The organism is Frigoribacterium sp. Leaf164, assembly GCF_001423665.1.
Classification (GTDB): domain Bacteria; phylum Actinomycetota; class Actinomycetes; order Actinomycetales; family Microbacteriaceae; genus Frigoribacterium; species Frigoribacterium endophyticum.
In genome coordinates this window covers 1,121,467-1,137,603 of record NZ_LMOX01000003.1, presented here as the reverse complement: position 1 = coordinate 1,137,603, position 16,137 = coordinate 1,121,467, and the positions used below count along the sequence as shown (strand labels likewise).

Below are 16,137 nucleotides of genomic sequence, written 5' to 3'. Positions count from 1 at the left end.
GCCGGGCGGCGCGGGGCGTGCCGCACCACGTTCTCGCCTCGGAACCACGCCGCGGCGTGGTTCCCGTGCGAGGACGTGGTGTCTCGCGGGCCGGTCCGGGCCGCGCCGCGCGGCGCCGCGCGAAGCGTGCCGCCGCACCCCGTCTTCGCACCGGAACCCTGCCGCGGCGGGGTTCGCGTGCGAGAACGTGGTGTCTCGTGGCGCGCGCGACGCGCGCTAGAACGCGGCGTCGAGCTCGCGCTCGCGCGGCGTCGCCGCAGCGCTGAACGCGCGGCGCAGCGCCTCGCGCAGGTTGCCCGACTCCGAGTCGACGAGCTGCGTGAAGCCGAGCCGCCGGGCCTCCGACGCGCGCTGCTTCGGTGACGACACGGGCCGGATCTCGCCCGCGAGGCTGATCTCGCCGACGGCCGCGAGGGTGTGGGGGAAGCTCGCGTCGCGACTGGCGCTCGCGAGGGCCAGGGCGATGGCGAGGTCGGCGCCGGGCTCGGTGATCTTGATGCCGCCGACGGTCGAGACGTAGACGTCGGCGTCGCCGAGCCGGATGCCCGCGCGCCGTTCGAGCACGGCGAGCAGCATGGCGACCCGGGACGAGTCGACGCCGTTGACGACGCGACGGGGCTGCGGAGTGCTGCTGGCCACGATGAGGGCCTGGACCTCCACCGGGAGCGCACGCCGCCCCTCCATCGCGACGGTGATGCAGGTGCCGCTGACCGGTGGGCCGCCGCGTGACATGAAGAGGCCGCTGGGGTCGGCGACCTCGGCGATGCCGTCGCCGGTCATCTCGAAGCAGCCGACCTCGTCGGTCGGGCCGAAGCGGTTCTTGTGGGCGCGGATGAACCGCAGCGCGGTCTGGCGATCGCCCTCGAACTGGCAGACGACGTCGACCAGGTGCTCGAGGAGGCGCGGGCCGGCGATCGTGCCGTCTTTCGTCACGTGCCCCACCAGCAGCACCGGCAGGTTGCGGTCCTTGCTGACGCGGATGAGGGTCGAGGCCACCTCGCGCACCTGAGAGGTGCCGCCCGCGATGCCGTCGATGGATGACGACGAGACCGTCTGCACGGAGTCGACGATGACGAGCTGCGGGTCGACCTGGTCGATCTGGCCGAGGATGACGGAGAGGTCGACCTCGGCGGCGAGGAAGAGGTTGTCGTGCATGGCGCCGGTGCGCTGGGCGCGGAGGCGGACCTGCGCCGCGCTCTCCTCTGCGGTGACGTAGAGCACGCGGGCACCGGTGGCGGCGGCGCGGGAGGCGACCTCGAGCAGCAGGGTCGACTTGCCGACTCCGGGCTCGCCGCTGAGCAGGATCGCCGCGCCGGGGACGATGCCGCCGCCGAGAACGCGGTCGAACTCGTGGATGCCGCTCGGCCAGTACGCGACGCTGTTCGCCTCGACCTGCGTGATGGGGCGGGCGACGCGGTCGCCGCCGACGGTGACCGGGGCCGTGCCGCGGGCGCTGACCAGGGCCGAGGTGACGTCGACGACGGTGCCCCAGCGCTGGCACTCCCCGCAGCGACCGACCCACTTGAGGCTGGTCCAGCCGCACTCTGTGCAGCGGAAGGAGGGGGAGGTGGAGCGGGCCATGCGGTCAGCCTAGGTGGGTCCACCGACAGCGGGGGCGCCTCCTCGGGGCTGCGGGGGAGAAGGCTCTCTCGGCCGACCTGGGGAGGGCGGGAGGCGCGGGTCGAGAGGTCACGACCGTCTCCTCCTCGTCGGCGTGCGAGCCGTTCGCGACCACTCGGCGCTCAGCGGCCGGCGGCGTCCGTCCCGCGCTGGGAGGCGCGGCCGGCACGGCGCTCGGCGGAGCGGGCGACGGCCCCCGCGGCGGCGGCGTCGTGCACGGTGGCGGTGGCGTCGGTGACCGCGCGGTCCGCGGCGATGCGGGCGACGCGGGCGGCGACGGCCGGCTCGAAGGCGGAGGCCCAGACGCGGTAGCCGCGGTCGTTGGGGTGGAAGAGGTCGCCGGCCGAGTTGCGGTAGGTGCGGAAGAAGCCCTGCCTGCGGGTGGTCTCGTAGAGCGGGGCGACGGTGAGGCCGAACTCGTCGGCGACGCGGCGGACGATGCGGTTGGCCTCGACGAGCTTCTTCTCGCGGTCGGGGATCCACATGGCGGGCAGGTCGCCGACGATGGCGTGCGACGGCAGGGCTCCGTAGATCACGCGGATGTTCTTCTCGAACGACTCGGGGTCGAACTGGACGATGTCGTTCGCGCCGATGGCCACGGTGACGACGTCGGGCTCGTACTTCTCGAACTTCGGCAGCTGGTCCTTCCGGCAGAGCCAGGTGGTCGAGCCGCTGACGCTGAGGTTGACGACGCGCAGCGAGGTGTGGCCCTGGCGGCGGATGTACGCCGAGAGGCGACCGACGTAGCTGCGGGCGGGGCTCGAGGCGCCGATGCCCTGCGCGGCGGAGTCGCCCATCGCGACGTAGAGCAGCGCGCCCCCGCGGTCGAACCGGGCGCGCCACCAGGCCGAGTGGACGGGCAGCAGGGCGTTGAGGTCGGCGGCGGCGGCGTTCCGGTGGCGGAGGAAGCTGCGGACGCCGGCTCCGGCGGCTGCGGTGGCGGCGAGGGTGACGCCGACGCCCGAGAAGAAGGCGGCGGCGGTGTGGCGTGTGGGCATCCCTGGACGCTACGCCGGGCAGTTCGGCGGCTGCTCACGGCGTGCGCGGCGTGGCCATGAACCGCGTTCCGTTCCGTGAACCGAGTCGTGCCGCGGTTCGTGGAACGGAACGCGGTTCTCTGTGGCCCCAGGCGAGTGCAGGAGGCGCGGGTCGGCACCCCCGCCACCCCGATTTCCGACATGGCCGCGGGATGTACTAAACTCTCTCCCGGTACCGTGTCCGAGCGGCCGAAGGATCATGTCTCGAAAACATGTGTGGGGGAGACTCCACCGTGGGTTCAAATCCCACCGGTACCGCCAGAGCAGAAGCCCTGAGAACCTCGCATCGACGAGGGGCTCGGGGCTTTTCTCTTCCCTCTCGGAGGCGACGCGGTGAGGCAGCCGGACGACGGGCAGGTGTCTGACGCAGTCGAGAGGCCGCCCCGTCGCCTACGCGTCGCTCGCCTCGAGGGCCGCGTGCTGCCGCTCGATGCGACGGTTCACCACGATGGTCCGCGCGGCTACGGCGATCGAGGCCACAGCGCTGATCGACATCAGCACGCCGACCAGCTGGCTGTCGCCAGCGATGAGGACGATCGCGCACGCGAGGACGACCGCGGACAAGGCGATCTGGACGGCTGGCCACGTGTTCGTCATGTGACGAGCCTACGAGCTGCACGTCGCCCTCGCCTCGTTCAGCACCAGCAGCGTGAGCAACCGGAGCGACCCCCGCAGCGTCGACGTGACCGGCTGCTACGGGACCGTGACGACGACCTTGCCCCGGACGCTCTCCTTCCCCAGGCGGGCGAGGGCCGCCGCCGTCTCGGTGAAGGGCTCGACCTTCCCGACGACGGGTCGGATCACGCCCGCATCGACCAGGGCCGTGATCTCGGCCAGTTGACGGCCGTCGGCGCGCATGAAGAGGAACTGGTACGAGACGCCGAGCTTGCGCGCCTGGGCCCTGACCTTGCGGCTCAGGCCCGCGATCGCCAGGCGCAGCACGGGGTTCAGGCCGGCCGCCTTCGCGAACGCAGGGTCGGGCGGCCCCTGGATGCCGATCGCGAGGCCGCCGCGCCTGAGCACTCGGAGCGACTTCACGAGGTTCTCTCCGCCGAGGCTGTCGAGCACGAGGTCGTAGCCGGACAGCTCCTCCTCGAAGTCCTGGGTCCGGTAGTCGAGGACGACGTCGGCGCCGAGCTCGCGGAGGAAGTCGGCGTCGCGCGCCGACGCGGTCGTGGCGACGTGGGCGCCGAGGTGCGCGGCGAGCTGGATCGCGATGGTGCCGACACCGCCGGCCCCGGCGTGGATCAGGACCTTCTGGCCGGGCTGGACGTCGCCGAGCTCGACGAGCGCCTGCCACGCGGTCAGCGCGACGAGGGGCAGCGACGCCGCCTCGACGGTGCTGACGGAGGTCGGAGCGAGGGCGACGTCGGCCTCGTCGACGGCGATGCGCTCCGCGAAGGTGCCGATGCGCGGGTCACGGGGGCGGGCGAAGACCTCGTCGCCGGGCGCCAGGGTGCTGACGGCCGCGCCGACCTCGACCACCGTGCCGGCGAGGTCGTGGCCGAGGGTCAGCGGCAGCTCGAAGGGGAGGACGAGCTTGAAGTCGCCCTGTCGGATCTTCGCGTCCAGAACGTTCAGCCCCGCCGCGTGGACCTCGATCAGGACGTCGTGGGCGCCGACGGCCGGCTCGGGCACCGTGACCTCGCGCAGCGGTCCCTTGTAGGCGTCGAAGGCGAAGGCTCGCATGGTGGGGGCTCCTGGCTGCTCGGTGGGGGAGACATCGGGGAGGCGCGCGATGAGCGACATCATCACATCCGAGTCGACTCGATTTTGAGCGTACTCAGTCACCGTGTCAAGCAAAGATGGCGTGTTGACCGCGTTCGGATGTCATCGTGGGGGCAACGACTCGCGAACCTCCACGGCCCGGTCCGTGTCACGTGCTCGCGCCAGGTGTTGACGCCGTGGGCTCCTGTCGCTTCCCGAGGAGTTGTTGCCACTCATCGTCGGTAAGTGGCAACAACTCGCCCTCTGTTGCCGCTTTCGCGCTCCGCGACTCCGAGCACGAGGGTGATGCGGCTCGCCGGTACGATTCGACCCGACGGGGCACCTGCCCCGCCGAGGCGACAGGAGCACCATGACCGACCCCGACGAGTTCGTCGGCTCCGAGGCCGACCGCCGGTTCCGGGAGGAGCTCCGCCGCAGCCTCGAGGCCGCAGACCGCGAGGGTGACGGCGCCTCCGAGGCCGACGAGGCCGCCACCGGCCTCAGGCCCGCGAGCGGCAGCACCGGCAGCACCGGCAGCACCGCCCGGCCCTCGACCCGCGGCGCAGGCCCCGCCGCCGGCCCCGGCGACGCGACCCCCGCCTCCCCGGCGAAGCCCCCGCGCTCGCGCCTCGACGTCTTCATGGACTGGGCTCCGCTCGGCGTGGGCCTGCTGGCGATCGCCGCGATCGCGGTCATCGCCCTCTACGGCATCTCCGGCGGCGATCTCGGCCCCTGGTGATCCCGGAGCCGCCGCGCACGGAGCGGGGCGGCGTCAGCGCTCGGCGACCGCCGCCGCGTCGGGCCCCCCGCCGAGCTCGGTGAGCAGCTCCGCCGGCGACACCACGGGCACCCGCCCCCGCGCCCCCTCGACGAGCCGGGGGTCGGCGGTCACGACGGCGTCCGCCTGCAGCACGGCGACGGCGAGGTACTCGGCCGGCCCGGGGTCGTCCCAGCCGAGGTCGCGGGCGAGGGCCCAGGCGCGAGCCCGCGAGACGCGGTCACCGAGGAGGCGCACCGGCAGCTCCGCGAAGCGGTCCAGCTGACGACGCCCCACCGCGTCGGTCAGGGCACCGGCCCGCACGTCGGCGTAGAGGAGGGCCAGGACCTCCGACTTCAGGGCGACCGGGGCGACCAGCTGGTGGCGCGACTCCACCCGCTCGTCGCGGCGGAGCAGCGCGAGGCAGGTGCGCGCGTCGATCACGAAACGGGTCACGGTCGCGCGCCTCCCTGGTGTCGGTCGGCTCACGCTAGGGCATCGACCAGCCCTCCCGCAGCACGCGACGGACGGCCCCCGCCGTGGGGCGAGGGCCGTCCGTCGAGCAGGCGCGGACGCGGATCTGGCCACGAGGGTGACGCGCACCGCGCCTCCCTGGTTGCCTCGAGGTCGGCACGACGAGTGCCCGCGCACACGGAGAGAAGGAACCGCATGTCGACCTGGTTGATCACCGGATGCTCCACGGGGCTCGGACGAGCCTTCGCCGAGGAGGCCCTCGCCCGCGGGCACGACGTCGTCGTCACCGCCCGCGACGCGTCGACCGTGCAGGGCATCGCCGACGCCCACCCCGACCACGCGGTGGCGGCGGCCCTCGACGTCACCGACGTCGACCAGGTGGCCGCGGCCGTCGCGCTCGCCGGCGAGCGGTTCGGCGGGGTCGACGTGCTCGTCAACAACGCCGGCTACGGCTACCGCGCGGCCGTCGAGGAGGGCGACGACGCCGACGTCGCGCGCCTGTTCGACACGCACTTCCACGGCTCGGTCCGCACGATCAAGGCCGTCCTGCCCGGCATGCGCGACCGTCGCAGCGGCACGATCGTGAACCTGTCGTCGATCGGCGCCCGCCGCACCGGGCCCGGCTCGGGCTACTACGGCGCGGTCAAGGCGGCGATCGAGCAGATGACGATGGCGCTCCGCACCGAGCTCGCGCCGCTCGGCGTCACGGCGACCGTCGTCGAGCCCGGCTCGTTCCGCACCGACTTCTCGGGCCGCTCGCTCACCGAGTCGGCGACGGTCATCGACGACTACGCCGAGACCGCCGGCAAGCGCCGCATCGGGGTCGACAGCTCCCACGGCACCCAGCCGGGCGACCCGGCCGCCGGCGCCCGCCTCCTGGTCGACGCGGTCGAGTCGGGCGAGGCGCCCTACCTCCTGCTGCTCGGCTCGGACGCCGTCGACGTCGTCACCGGCGCCCTCGACGACCTCCGCTCCGACATCGACGCCTGGGCCGACCGCAGCCGCGCGACCGACTTCGGGGCCTCCGGCGTCGGTCGCTGAGACACGACCACGCAGCGGACCGGGGGAGGCGCGGGTCGGCCTAGAGGAACCCGGTCACCGCGACGGCGACCGCCGCGAGCAGGGCCACGGCCGCGAGCACCCGCGACGAGCCCATGACGAGGCGCCGCCGCGGCCCGCCCGACCACGGCTCGTCGTCGGCGTCGCGGAGCTCGGGCGGCAGCTCGGCCTCACGGCGGCGGCGCTCCCGCTCGAGCCGGGCCGCCTGCTCGGCCCGGGCCTCCCGAGCGGCGCGCTCGGCCTCGTGCTGGCGGGCCGCCTCGACCTCCCGGTCGCGGGCGACCAGCAGCTCGAGCTCACGGTGCCGCTCGCTCGACCAGGCGTCGAGGTCGTCGTCGCGAGGGCTCGCCGGGTCGGTCGGGGCGGCGTCGTCGGTCGGCATGCGGGGCCTCCGTCACGGGGCAGGGCGCCGTCGAGCGGCGGGGACTCCGTCGAGGGTAGCTCGCGCGCCTGGGCCCGCACCGGCACGCCGAGGCTCCGTCGCGCGACGGAGGCGACGCCCGCCCGCTCGTCGTAGCGTCGACGGATGGACGACTCGACGAAGCCCGACCCGACGAAGCCCGCCGCGACGAAGCCCGACCCGACCGGCGGAGCCCGCCCCGCCGCCGACGCGAAGGCGAACGACCTCGCCCTCGGCGTCGTCTTCCTCGCCGTCGGCGTCACCCTGCTGTCGACACTCGACACCCCCTGGGCGAGCCTGCCGCTCGTCGCCGTGGGGCTGTACTACCTGACGAAGGGGCTCCGCGGCATGCGGGTCCGCACCGCCGAGCGCGACGAGGCGCACGGCCGGGCGCCCGCCCAGGCCCCCGACGCCTGAGCCGGCCCCGCCCCAGCCCCGCCCAGCCCCCGCCCCCGCCCCCGCCCCCGCCCCCGCCCCGCCGCGTCACCCCCGCCTGCTACAGTCCCGCCGACAGCGCCTAGGGTTCCGGGGTCTCAGCACCCGTCTGGTCCGAGCGGCGCCACGGCCGGGCGCCATCGCCCGGGCGTCATCTGAACGGACAAAAGCCTGGAGGACCCCACCGGCGCGCCCCGCGCCGGCCCGAAGGGTCCCTCCGTGTCCACCACCGCGCTCCTCCTCGTCCTCGCCGCCGCCGTCTGCCACGCCTCGTGGAACGTCGTCGCCCACGGCGTCAGCCGCATCGGTACGCCCTTCCTCTGGTGGGGCGCGGTCGCCAGCGCCGTCCTGTGGCTGCCGGTCGTGCCGTTCACCGGCGGGTGGGGCGGCAGCCTGGCCGGCCTCGCCGTCGGGGCCACCGCCTCCGGAGTCCTCCACGTCGTCTACATGACGGTGCTGCAGCGCGGCTACGCGGTCGGCAGCCTCTCGACCGTCTACGCCACCGCCCGCGGCACCGGCCCGGCGGTCAGCGCCGCGCTCGCCGTGGCCCTGCTCGGCGAGCGGCTCTCGCCCCTCGCCCTCGTCGGCATCGCCGTCGTGGTGGTCGGTGTCGTCGCCACCGGGCTCGTCGACCGGGCCGGGGCCGCGGCGCGCCCCGCGGCCACCGCACCAGGAGAGCCGAGGAGGCGCGGGCTCGACCCCAGCATCGCCTGGGGCCTCCTGACCGGCCTGGCCATCGCCTCCTACACGATCTGGGACGCCCACGCGATCCGCACCTGGCAGCTCTCGCCCGTGTCGTTCATGGTCGGGGTCACCCTCGTCGAGGTCGTCTTCTACTCGGCGACGCTCGGCCGGCGGCGGCGGGAGCTGCTCGCCGTCGTGCGTGCGCACGGGGCGAAGGTGCTGGCGTTCGGGGTGCTGTCGCCGCTGTCGTACATCCTCGTGCTGGTCGCGATCCAGTCGGCCCCGGTCGCCCTCGTCGCGCCGGCGCGCGAGACGAGCGTCGTCATGGTCGCCGTCTTCGGGGCGCTGGTGCTGCGCGAGGGGTCGCTCCGCGGCCGGCTCGTCACCTCGGGCGTGGTGCTCGGCGGCATCGCGCTGCTCGCGCTGTAGCGCGACTCATCGAGGTGCCTCGTTCTGGGCCCTCCGAGCGGGCGAGGGCCCAGGAAGGGGCACTTCGAGGGCGCATCCCTGTGGAGGCGGCGGCCGCGACCCAGCAGCAGCCCCCCGAAGAGGGGGTTGGGCATACAACACGTGAACTCGGGCTGAACAAGGCAGGAGGTAGGTTCCTACGTCGGTCGACCTCGTGTCACCATCGTGACGTCCCGCTCCCACCCCGAAAGGCCGTCATGCCCCTCCGCCGTCCCCGCGCCGCGACTGCCCTGCTCGGCGCCGCGCTGCTCGCCGCCACGCTCTCCGCCTGCTCCAGCCCCGCCTCCTCGTCCACCGGCTCGGACGACGGCGCCGCCGGCGGCTACGCGGTCGACGACAGCACGCTCGTCTTCGGCGTCGTGCCCGACTCGGTCGACACCGAGACCAACTACCAGCCGCTGATGGACTACATCGCGCAGGAGACCGGCAAGACCGTCGAGTACCACGAGTCGACCGACTACGCCGCGCTGATCGAGGCGAGCATCGCCGGCCAGATCGACGTCGCCTCGTTCTCGGGCTTCACCTACGTCACCGCCACGAACAACGGCGCCGAGCTCACCCCGATCTCGTCGATCACCACCGCCGAGGGCCAGGAGCCCGGCTACTACTCGCAGGCCATCGTGCCCAAGGGCAGCGACATCGCGAGCATCGCCGACATGAAGGGAAAGAAGATCTGCTTCGTCGACCCCTCGTCGACCTCGGGCTACCTCTTCCCCAGCTACGCCCTGCTGCAGGCCGGCATCGACCCGGAGAAGGACATCACGCCGGTGTTCGCCGGCAAGCACGACGTCAGCGTGCAGAAGACCGGCGAGGGCACCGAGTGCGACGCCGGCTTCGCGGAGGACAGCGAGGTCGCCAAGAGCGACGCCGTCGAGGTCATCGACCAGCAGATGGTGCCCGGCGCCCCGATCGTCGAGTCGAACTCGCTGCCCGACGATGTCAAGGCGCAGCTGAAGGACATCCTCTCGAACGTCACCGCCGACGACATGGTCGCCGCGGGCATCGACAGCGCCGACAGCGAGGGCTTCCGCAGCGTGTTCTTCCAGACCACGCCGGTCGACGACGCGTACTACGACGAGATCCGCGACATCTGCGAGAAGACGAACGCCACGCAGTGCCAGGCCTGACGGCCTCCGCCTGAGGGAGGCGCGGTGACGGTCGCCACCGCCACCGCGCCTCCCGCAGGCGCTCCCCTCCCGCACCCCGCGCCTCCCGCACCCGCCCGCCCCGCCGCGCACGCCCCACCGAGCCCCCGGAGAGACCCATGACCCCGCACGCCGACCCCGCCGCGACCGTCGTCGCCCTCGAGGGCATCACCAAGCACTTCGGCTCCACCGTCGCGCTCGACGACGCGTCGCTCACCGTCGCCCGCGGCGAGGTCGTCGTGCTGCTCGGGCTCTCGGGCTCGGGCAAGTCGACGCTGCTGCGCCACGTCGACGGGCTGGAGCGGCCCACGTCGGGCACCGTCCGCGTGCTGGGCCGGGAGGTCACGCGCCTCACCGGCCGGGCGCTCCGCGAGCTGCGCAGCGAGGTCGGCTTCATCTTCCAGCAGTTCGAGCTCGTGCCGTCGCTGACCGTGCTCGAGAACGTGCTGACCGGCTCGCTCGCCACAGTGCGCGGCCCCCGCCTCGGCCTCTGGTCGTACGGCCGCGCCGCGAAGGTCGAGGCGCTCGCCCGCCTCGAGCGCGTCGGCCTGCTCGACCGCGCCTACCAGCGCGCCGACACCCTCTCGGGCGGCCAGCAGCAGCGCGTCGCCATCGCCCGCGCCCTCATGCAGCGGCCCCAGGTGCTGCTCGCCGACGAGCCCGTCGCCTCGCTCGACCCGGAGTCGAGCGACCAGGTGATGGCGCTGATCCGCGAGATCGCCGCCGACGAGGGCCTCACCGTCATCTGCAGCCTGCACCAGGTCGACCTCGCCCTCTCGTGGGCCGACCGCATCGTCGGCCTGCGCCACGGCCAGGTCGTGCTCGACACCGCGACCGAGGGCCTGTCGAAGGCGCAGGTGATGGAGATCTACGGCCGCGTCGCCACGAGCACCGACCAGTTCGAGGCGATCGAGCTCGAGCTGAGCACGGTCGGCGGCGGGGCCGGCGGCGCACCCGTCGACAAGACCGGCACCGCGCCCGGCACCGCGACCCTCCGCGGGGACGCCGTCCGATGAGCGCCGTCGTCGAGCGCCCGCGCACGACCGGGGCTCCGCTGGCTCCCGTCACCGCGCCTCCCCGGCGCCGCACCTCGCCCGAGCGCGTCGCCGCGGGCCTCACGCTCCTGGCCCTGCTCGTCGCCAGCGTGCTCGCGCTGCGCAGCGTCGACATCGACCCGGCCCGCATGGTGCAGAGCTGGTCGAACGCGCAGCGCTTCTTCGGCCGCGTCGGCGCGATCGAGTTCCCGCCCCTCGGCGAGCTGCTGCAGCTCACCGCCCTCACCCTCGGCCTCGTGATCTGCGGCACGCTGCTCGCCGCGGTGCTCTCGGTGCCGGTCGCCGTGCTCGCCGCCTCGAACACGACGCCCGGGCCGGTCTGGCGTGCGGCGGCCCGGTTCGTCACGGTGCTCGCCCGCGCGGTGCCCGACGTGGTGCTCGCCATGGTCTTCGTGCTGCTCTTCACGCTCGGCACGCTGCCGGGCATCCTGGCCATCGGGCTGCACTCGGTCGGCATGATCTCGAAGCTCTTCGCCGACGCGATCGAGCAGATCGACGAGGGCCCGCGCACCGCCGTCCGCGCCGCCGGCGGCACCCGCCTGCAGCAGTTCACGGCGGGCGTGCTGCCGCAGGTGCTGCCGTCGTGGGTGGCGACCGTGCTGCACCGCAACGACATCAACCTGCGCGGCAGCGTGATCCTCGGCTACGTCGGCGTCGTCGGCCTCGGCATGCAGATGTCGTTCGCCTTCAAGTCGCTGCAGTACGGGCTCGGCCTCGGCTACGCCCTCGTCATCTTCGTGCTCTGCGTCGTCATGGAGGTCGTCTCGAGCTCGGTGCGCGCCGCGATGCTCGGCGTCGCGCCGACCGGGCGGGGCCTCGGCGACCGCGTGGTGCGCGGGGTCACGAGGAGGCGCGGGGCCGGCCGGCAGGAGGCCGCCGCCCCCGAGACGGCGGGCTCCGCTGCCGGCTCGACCCGCGCCTCCGGTGCTGGCCCGGTCTCCACCCCCGCGGCGGCCGCTCTTTCGACCGACCTGACCCGCGCCTCCGGCACGCCCTCCGCCGCCGTCGAGGCCGCGCTGCGCCGTCCGTGGGACAGGGCCCGCGTGCGCGGCGTCTCGTGGGGCTGGGCCGCCGTCGCGGTCGTCGTCGCCAGCGTGCTCGTCTGCGACATCGCCTGGTCGGACCTGCTCACGGTGTGGAGCGGCGTGCCCGCCGCCGCCGTGCAGTTCTGGCCGCCGTCGTTCGGCAGCTACGAGGCGTCGACGATGTTCGCCGCGATGGGCGAGACGATCTCGATCGCGCTCGCCGCGACCCTGCTCACCGTCGGCGGCTCGCTGCTGATCGGCTCGCTCGCCGCCCGCAACGTCGCGCCGAGCCCCGGCCTGCGGGGCGGGATGCGCCTGCTGCTCGTCGGCATCCGCGGGGTGCCCGAGGTGATCCTCGCCATCGTGCTGATCGTCGTCACCGGCCTCGGCACCCAGGCCGGCACGCTCGCGCTCGCCCTCGGCGGCGTCGGGCTGCTCGGCAAGCTGATCGCCGACTCGTTCGAGGAGGTCGACCCGGGCCCCGAGCGCGCGCTCACCGCGACCGGCGCCTCGCGCGGCCAGGTGTACGCCTCGGCGACGCTGCCGCAGGGCACCCGCGCGCTGATCGGCCACACCTTCTACATGCTCGACACGAACCTGCGCGCCGCGACGCTGCTCGGCATCGTCGGGGCGGGAGGCGTCGGCTACTACCTGCTGAACGCCAGCCAGGGCTCGAACTACGCGACGGTGACGGCGATCGTGCTGATGATCCTCGTCACGGTGCTCGCCGTCGAGGGGCTCGCGATCTGGATGCGGCGGGTCTTCCGATGAGCGGGGTCACGCCCCGCAGCGGCAGCACCCGTGCCGGTGCCGGTGCCGTCGCCGGTGCGCCCGGGGTCGTGCCGTCGCACTGGCCCGTCGCCGGGACGGTCGGGCCGGTCGCGCCCGCCCCCGGCCCCGCCTCCGCGCCCGCCGCCCGCCGCCCCGCCGCCGACCGGCACGACGTGGTCGTCGTCGGCTCGGGCATCGTCGGCCTCGGGGCGGCGCTCGCCGCCGTCGACCGCGGACTCTCGGTGCTGGTCGTCGACCGCTCGGCCGCGATCGGCGGCTCGACGGTGCGCAACTTCGGCCACCTCTGCCTCACCCCGCAGAGCGGCGAGGCCCGTCGGCACGCGGTCACCGCCCGCGAGCTCTGGCTGAGGCTCGCCCGAGACGCCGGCTTCTGGGTCTCGCAGCGCGGCACCCTGGTCGCCGCCCGGCACGCCGACGAGCTCGCCCTGCTCGACGAGCTGGCCGCCGCGCGCACCGCGCGGGTGCTCGGCGACCGCCCCGAGATCGAGCCCCTCGACGAGGCCGCGCTCGCGGCGCTCGCCCCGGTCGCTCCCGGCACGACGCTCGGCGGAGCCCTGCTGCCCTACGACCTGCAGGTCGACCCGCGGGAGGCGGCCGACGCGATCCGCAGGCACCTCGAGTCGCGAGGGGTGCGCTTCCTGACCCGCACCTCCGTCGGCTCGGTCGCCTCGGGGCGCGTCGAGACGAGCCGCGGCCCGATCGAGGCGGGCACGGTGGTCGTCGCGACCAACCACGACCTCGACCAGCTGCTGCCCGACCTCGCCGAGCGCTCGGCGCTGGAGCGCTGCGGGCTCGACATGCTGCGGGTGCGGGCCGACCTCGCGCGGCCGCTCGTGGCGCCGCTGCTGACGGGGTGGTCGCTGATCCGGTACAGCGCGTTCGCGGGCACGACCGCCGCCGACGCCGTGCGGGCCCGGCTGCACGCCGAGCGCCCCGACCTCGCCGCGCTCGACCTGAACCAGATGTACACGCAGCTGCCCGACGGCACCGTCATCGTCGGCGACAGCCACCAGAAGGGGGCGGCGATCGCGCCGTTCCAGAGCGAGCGGGCCGCGACGGCCTTCCTCGACGAGTTCCGCGTGCTGTTCGGCGCGGAGCCGGTCGTCACCGAGCGGTGGCAGGGCGTCTACGCCTCGGGCCGCGACGAGTTCGTCGTCGACGAGGTCGAGCCGGGCGTGCTCGTCACGGTCGTCGCGACCGGCATCGGCATGACCACCGGGCTCGGGCTCGCCGAGCACGTCGTCGGGGCGCACCTCGACGGCGGGCGCGACGCGGCGCTGGGCGGGTCGTCGGCCGGTCCCTCCTCTTCTACTGCTACCTCCACCGCCACCACATCGCGGGCCGCGGCTCCCTCCGGCCGCGACCTCCCCCTCCTCACAGGAAGCACCGCCTCATGAGCACCCCCTCCGCATCCTCCGCCGCCGCTGTCGCCGCGGCTCCCGCCGCTCCCGCGATCGAGCTCGTCGTGCTCGACATGGCCGGCACGACCGTCGTCGACGACGGGGTCGTCGAGCAGGCCTTCGCGCGGGTCGCCGACCGGGTCGACCTGGGCCCGACGCTGACGCGCGACGAGGCGCTGCAGCACGTGCGCGACACGATGGGGCAGTCGAAGATCGAGGTGTTCCGGCACCTGACGGGCGGCGAGGAGCCGCTCGCGCAGCGGGCGAACGAGCAGTTCGAGGTGGCCTACGGCGAGCTGGTCGACGAGCTCGGGGTCGAGCCGATCGCGGGCGCGGGCGACCTCGTCGACGCGCTCCGCGCCTCCGGCCGGTCGGTCGTGCTGACGACCGGGTTCTCGCCCGCGACCCGCGACCGCCTGCTCGACGCGCTCGGCTGGTCGGTCGACGCGGCCCTCTCGCCGGTCGATGCCGGTCGCGGCCGCCCCGCACCCGACCTGGTGCTCGCCGCGCTGCTGCGCACGGGAGCCTCGTCGGTGGCGGCCGTCGCGGTCGTCGGCGACACGACGAGCGACGTGCTCTCGGGCCGTGCCAGCGGGGCCGGCCTCGTCGTGGGCGTGACGACCGGGGCGCACACCCGCGAGCAGCTGCTCGCGGCGGGCGCCGACGTGGTGCTCGACTCGGTGCGCGAGCTGGCGGGGCTGCCGCAGTTCGCGGGAGTCGCGGTGCCGGCGGCTGCGCCGGTCGCCGCGCCCGCCGCGGTCGCCGTGCCGGTCGCGTGACGACTGTCGACGCCCCGCTGGTCGTCGGTGCCGCCGCCGGCACCGTGTCGGTGGGGGACCTCGTCGAGCTGCGGCTCGACCCCGCGCCCACCGCGATGGTCTGGACGGAGCCCGGCCGCCCGCACGACGCCGTCGCCGTGCCGAGCGTGCGGCTCGCGCCCGGCGACCTGCTGGTCGAGGTCGAGCTGGCGACGATCTGCGGCTCCGACGTGCACACCACGCGCGGCGACCGCGGGGCGCCGACGCCGCTCGTGCTCGGCCACGAGCAGGTCGGCCGCGTGGTCGCCGTCGGAGAGGGGGCCGTCGCGGTCGACGGCACGCCGGTCGTCGTCGGTCAGCGCGTCGTCTGGTCGCTGACGGTGAGCTGCGGCGTGTGTGCGACCTGCGGGCGGGGCCTGCCGCAGAAGTGCGAGCGGGTGCGCAAGTACGGGCACGAGCGGCTCGAGACCGGGTGGGAGCTCAGCGGCGGCTTCGCGACCCACGTGCACGTGCGGGACGGCACGGCCGTCGTGCCGGTAGCCGACGACCTCGACGCGGCGCTGCTCGCGCCGGTCTCGTGCGGCACGGCGACCGCGGTGGCGGCGCTCGGCGCGGCGTCGGCGATCGTGCCGCTGGGCGGCGGTGTCGACGTCGGTGCCGGTGCAGGTGCGGGTGCAGGTGCCGCTGCGGGTGCCCCCGTGGTGGTGCTCGTGCTCGGCGCCGGCCTGATCGGGCTGACCGTCGCGGCGCTGGCGACCGACGCCGGAGCCCGCGTCGTCGTGGCCGACCCCGACCCCGGTCGCCGTGCCCTCGCGGCCCGCTTCGGAGCCGTCGCGACGGCCGACCCCGTGGCCGCGCCCGGTGCGGCGGAGAGCGTCGACCGTGCCCTCGAGGTCGCCGGAGGCGCCCCCCTCGTGGCCGTGGAGGCCTCCGGCGCGCCCTCGGCCGTCGCCTCGGCGCTGACGAGGCTCGGCGTGGGAGGCGTGGCCGTCCTCGTCGGCAGCGTCTTCCCGGCTCCGGCCGTCGCGCTCGACGCCGAGAGCGTCGTCCGTCGGCTGGTCACCGTGAGGGGCGTGCACAACTACGCGCCGCGGCACCTCGTGGAGGCGGCCCGCTTCGTGGAGCGGCGGCACGGCGCCTGGCCGCTCGCCGAGCTCGTGGGCGACGAGGTCGCGCTCGCGGACCTCGACGCGGGGATCGAGCGGGCGGCGTCGGCGGGTGCGGTGCGGGTGGGGGTGCGGCCGGCGCTGTCTGTGCGGTGACACGCCTGCTGGAGGTGGTGTCCGGACTACCGGGACACTCCGTGCCGCCCGAACGAAGA

Annotated in this window: 16 protein-coding genes and 1 tRNA gene; 11 read left to right on the top strand and 6 right to left on the bottom strand. The window is 74.7% G+C overall.

Annotation, left to right across the window (positions count from 1 at the left end; genetic code table 11):
* Window positions 1-216: 216 nt before the first annotated feature.
* Together radA and ASF82_RS13315 are read right to left on the bottom strand one after the other, a co-directional pair.
* Window positions 217-1,581 carry a DNA repair protein RadA gene (gene radA / locus ASF82_RS13320; RefSeq protein WP_056057903.1) on the bottom strand — a complete coding sequence of 455 codons (1,365 nt, stop codon included), beginning with the start codon at window positions 1,579-1,581 and terminating at the stop codon, window positions 217-219.
* Between the two features lie 161 nt (window positions 1,582-1,742).
* Window positions 1,743-2,618: an SGNH/GDSL hydrolase family protein gene (locus ASF82_RS13315; protein ID WP_082514635.1), complete on the bottom strand. Its 876-nt coding sequence runs from the start codon at window positions 2,616-2,618 to the stop codon at window positions 1,743-1,745.
* Between the two features lie 210 nt (window positions 2,619-2,828).
* Here ASF82_RS13315 and ASF82_RS13310 point away from each other — a divergent pair.
* Window positions 2,829-2,918 (top strand) — tRNA-Ser (locus ASF82_RS13310).
* 129 nt (window positions 2,919-3,047) lie between these two features.
* Here the strand turns inward: ASF82_RS13310 and ASF82_RS13305 are convergent.
* Together ASF82_RS13305 and ASF82_RS13300 are read right to left on the bottom strand one after the other, a co-directional pair.
* On the bottom strand, window positions 3,048-3,254 hold the full coding sequence (locus ASF82_RS13305; protein ID WP_056057898.1) for a hypothetical protein: 207 nt from the start codon (window positions 3,252-3,254) through the stop codon (window positions 3,048-3,050).
* 96 nt (window positions 3,255-3,350) lie between these two features.
* Window positions 3,351-4,346: an NADP-dependent oxidoreductase gene (locus ASF82_RS13300; RefSeq protein WP_056059207.1), complete on the bottom strand. Its 996-nt coding sequence runs from the start codon at window positions 4,344-4,346 to the stop codon at window positions 3,351-3,353.
* Window positions 4,347-4,734: 388 nt separating this feature from the next.
* On the opposite strand from ASF82_RS13300, the gene ASF82_RS13295 reads away from it, so the two are divergent.
* The gene (locus ASF82_RS13295; protein WP_056057895.1) at window positions 4,735-5,103 is read left to right on the top strand and encodes a hypothetical protein; all 369 of its coding nucleotides are present in this window, start codon (window positions 4,735-4,737) and stop codon (window positions 5,101-5,103) included.
* A 33-nt stretch (window positions 5,104-5,136) separates the two neighbouring features.
* On the opposite strand, the gene ASF82_RS13290 is transcribed toward ASF82_RS13295, so the two are convergent.
* Window positions 5,137-5,577 (bottom strand): type II toxin-antitoxin system VapC family toxin, encoded by a 441-nt coding sequence (locus ASF82_RS13290; protein ID WP_056057892.1) that lies wholly within the window; start codon window positions 5,575-5,577, stop codon window positions 5,137-5,139.
* Window positions 5,578-5,790: 213 nt separating this feature from the next.
* Here ASF82_RS13290 and ASF82_RS13285 point away from each other — a divergent pair, with 213 nt between their 5' ends.
* Entirely contained in the window at window positions 5,791-6,636 is an 846-nt protein-coding gene (locus tag ASF82_RS13285) for an oxidoreductase (RefSeq protein WP_056057889.1), read from the top strand.
* A 40-nt stretch (window positions 6,637-6,676) separates the two neighbouring features.
* Here ASF82_RS13285 and ASF82_RS13280 read toward each other — a convergent pair whose 3' ends face one another.
* On the bottom strand, window positions 6,677-7,036 hold the full coding sequence (locus ASF82_RS13280) for a hypothetical protein (protein ID WP_056057886.1): 360 nt from the start codon (window positions 7,034-7,036) through the stop codon (window positions 6,677-6,679).
* Between the two features lie 144 nt (window positions 7,037-7,180).
* Between ASF82_RS13280 and ASF82_RS13275 the strand changes: the two genes are divergently transcribed.
* From ASF82_RS13275 to ASF82_RS13240, 8 genes are all read left to right on the top strand, one after another.
* Window positions 7,181-7,471: a hypothetical protein gene (locus tag ASF82_RS13275; RefSeq protein WP_056057884.1), complete on the top strand. Its 291-nt coding sequence runs from the start codon at window positions 7,181-7,183 to the stop codon at window positions 7,469-7,471.
* A 237-nt stretch (window positions 7,472-7,708) separates the two neighbouring features.
* Window positions 7,709-8,602 carry an EamA family transporter gene (locus ASF82_RS13270; protein ID WP_056057881.1) on the top strand — a complete coding sequence of 298 codons (894 nt, stop codon included), beginning with the start codon at window positions 7,709-7,711 and terminating at the stop codon, window positions 8,600-8,602.
* 236 nt (window positions 8,603-8,838) lie between these two features.
* Window positions 8,839-9,768, top strand: coding sequence for a phosphate/phosphite/phosphonate ABC transporter substrate-binding protein (locus ASF82_RS13265; protein WP_056057878.1), 930 nt, complete (start codon window positions 8,839-8,841; stop codon window positions 9,766-9,768).
* A 137-nt stretch (window positions 9,769-9,905) separates the two neighbouring features.
* Window positions 9,906-10,802, top strand: a complete 897-nt coding sequence (gene phnC / locus ASF82_RS13260) for a phosphonate ABC transporter ATP-binding protein (protein ID WP_082514634.1) — start codon at window positions 9,906-9,908, stop codon at window positions 10,800-10,802.
* The gene (gene phnE, locus ASF82_RS13255; RefSeq protein WP_056057875.1) at window positions 10,799-12,637 is read left to right on the top strand and encodes a phosphonate ABC transporter, permease protein PhnE; all 1,839 of its coding nucleotides are present in this window, start codon (window positions 10,799-10,801) and stop codon (window positions 12,635-12,637) included. The genes phnC and phnE overlap by 4 nt, the downstream gene beginning before the upstream one ends.
* Complete coding sequence (locus ASF82_RS13250; protein ID WP_082514633.1) at window positions 12,634-14,055, top strand: TIGR03364 family FAD-dependent oxidoreductase; 1,422 nt, start codon at window positions 12,634-12,636, stop codon at window positions 14,053-14,055. The genes phnE and ASF82_RS13250 overlap by 4 nt, the downstream gene beginning before the upstream one ends.
* Window positions 14,052-14,837, top strand: coding sequence for an HAD family hydrolase (locus ASF82_RS13245; protein ID WP_056057872.1), 786 nt, complete (start codon window positions 14,052-14,054; stop codon window positions 14,835-14,837). Before ASF82_RS13250 ends, ASF82_RS13245 begins: the two co-directional genes overlap by 4 nt.
* Window positions 14,834-16,078 (top strand): alcohol dehydrogenase catalytic domain-containing protein, encoded by a 1,245-nt coding sequence (locus tag ASF82_RS13240; RefSeq protein ID WP_082514632.1) that lies wholly within the window; start codon window positions 14,834-14,836, stop codon window positions 16,076-16,078. Before ASF82_RS13245 ends, ASF82_RS13240 begins: the two co-directional genes overlap by 4 nt.
* Window positions 16,079-16,137: the final 59 nt, after the last annotated feature.

What these genes read in the sequence shown, in the direction of transcription:
- ASF82_RS13275 (WP_056057884.1), top strand. Translation starts at nt 7,181, where the DNA reads ATGGACGACTCGACGAAGCCCGACCCGACGAAGCCCGCCGCGACGAAG.
- radA (WP_056057903.1), bottom strand. Translation starts at nt 1,581, where the DNA reads ATGGCCCGCTCCACCTCCCCCTCCTTCCGCTGCACAGAGTGCGGCTGG.
- ASF82_RS13265 (WP_056057878.1), top strand. Translation starts at nt 8,839, where the DNA reads ATGCCCCTCCGCCGTCCCCGCGCCGCGACTGCCCTGCTCGGCGCCGCG.
- ASF82_RS13305 (WP_056057898.1), bottom strand. Translation starts at nt 3,254, where the DNA reads ATGACGAACACGTGGCCAGCCGTCCAGATCGCCTTGTCCGCGGTCGTC.
- ASF82_RS13245 (WP_056057872.1), top strand. Translation starts at nt 14,052, where the DNA reads ATGAGCACCCCCTCCGCATCCTCCGCCGCCGCTGTCGCCGCGGCTCCC.
- phnC (WP_082514634.1), top strand. Translation starts at nt 9,906, where the DNA reads ATGACCCCGCACGCCGACCCCGCCGCGACCGTCGTCGCCCTCGAGGGC.
- ASF82_RS13285 (WP_056057889.1), top strand. Translation starts at nt 5,791, where the DNA reads ATGTCGACCTGGTTGATCACCGGATGCTCCACGGGGCTCGGACGAGCC.
- ASF82_RS13295 (WP_056057895.1), top strand. Translation starts at nt 4,735, where the DNA reads ATGACCGACCCCGACGAGTTCGTCGGCTCCGAGGCCGACCGCCGGTTC.
- ASF82_RS13300 (WP_056059207.1), bottom strand. Translation starts at nt 4,346, where the DNA reads ATGCGAGCCTTCGCCTTCGACGCCTACAAGGGACCGCTGCGCGAGGTC.
- ASF82_RS13250 (WP_082514633.1), top strand. Translation starts at nt 12,634, where the DNA reads ATGAGCGGGGTCACGCCCCGCAGCGGCAGCACCCGTGCCGGTGCCGGT.
- ASF82_RS13315 (WP_082514635.1), bottom strand. Translation starts at nt 2,618, where the DNA reads ATGCCCACACGCCACACCGCCGCCGCCTTCTTCTCGGGCGTCGGCGTC.
- phnE (WP_056057875.1), top strand. Translation starts at nt 10,799, where the DNA reads ATGAGCGCCGTCGTCGAGCGCCCGCGCACGACCGGGGCTCCGCTGGCT.
- ASF82_RS13280 (WP_056057886.1), bottom strand. Translation starts at nt 7,036, where the DNA reads ATGCCGACCGACGACGCCGCCCCGACCGACCCGGCGAGCCCTCGCGAC.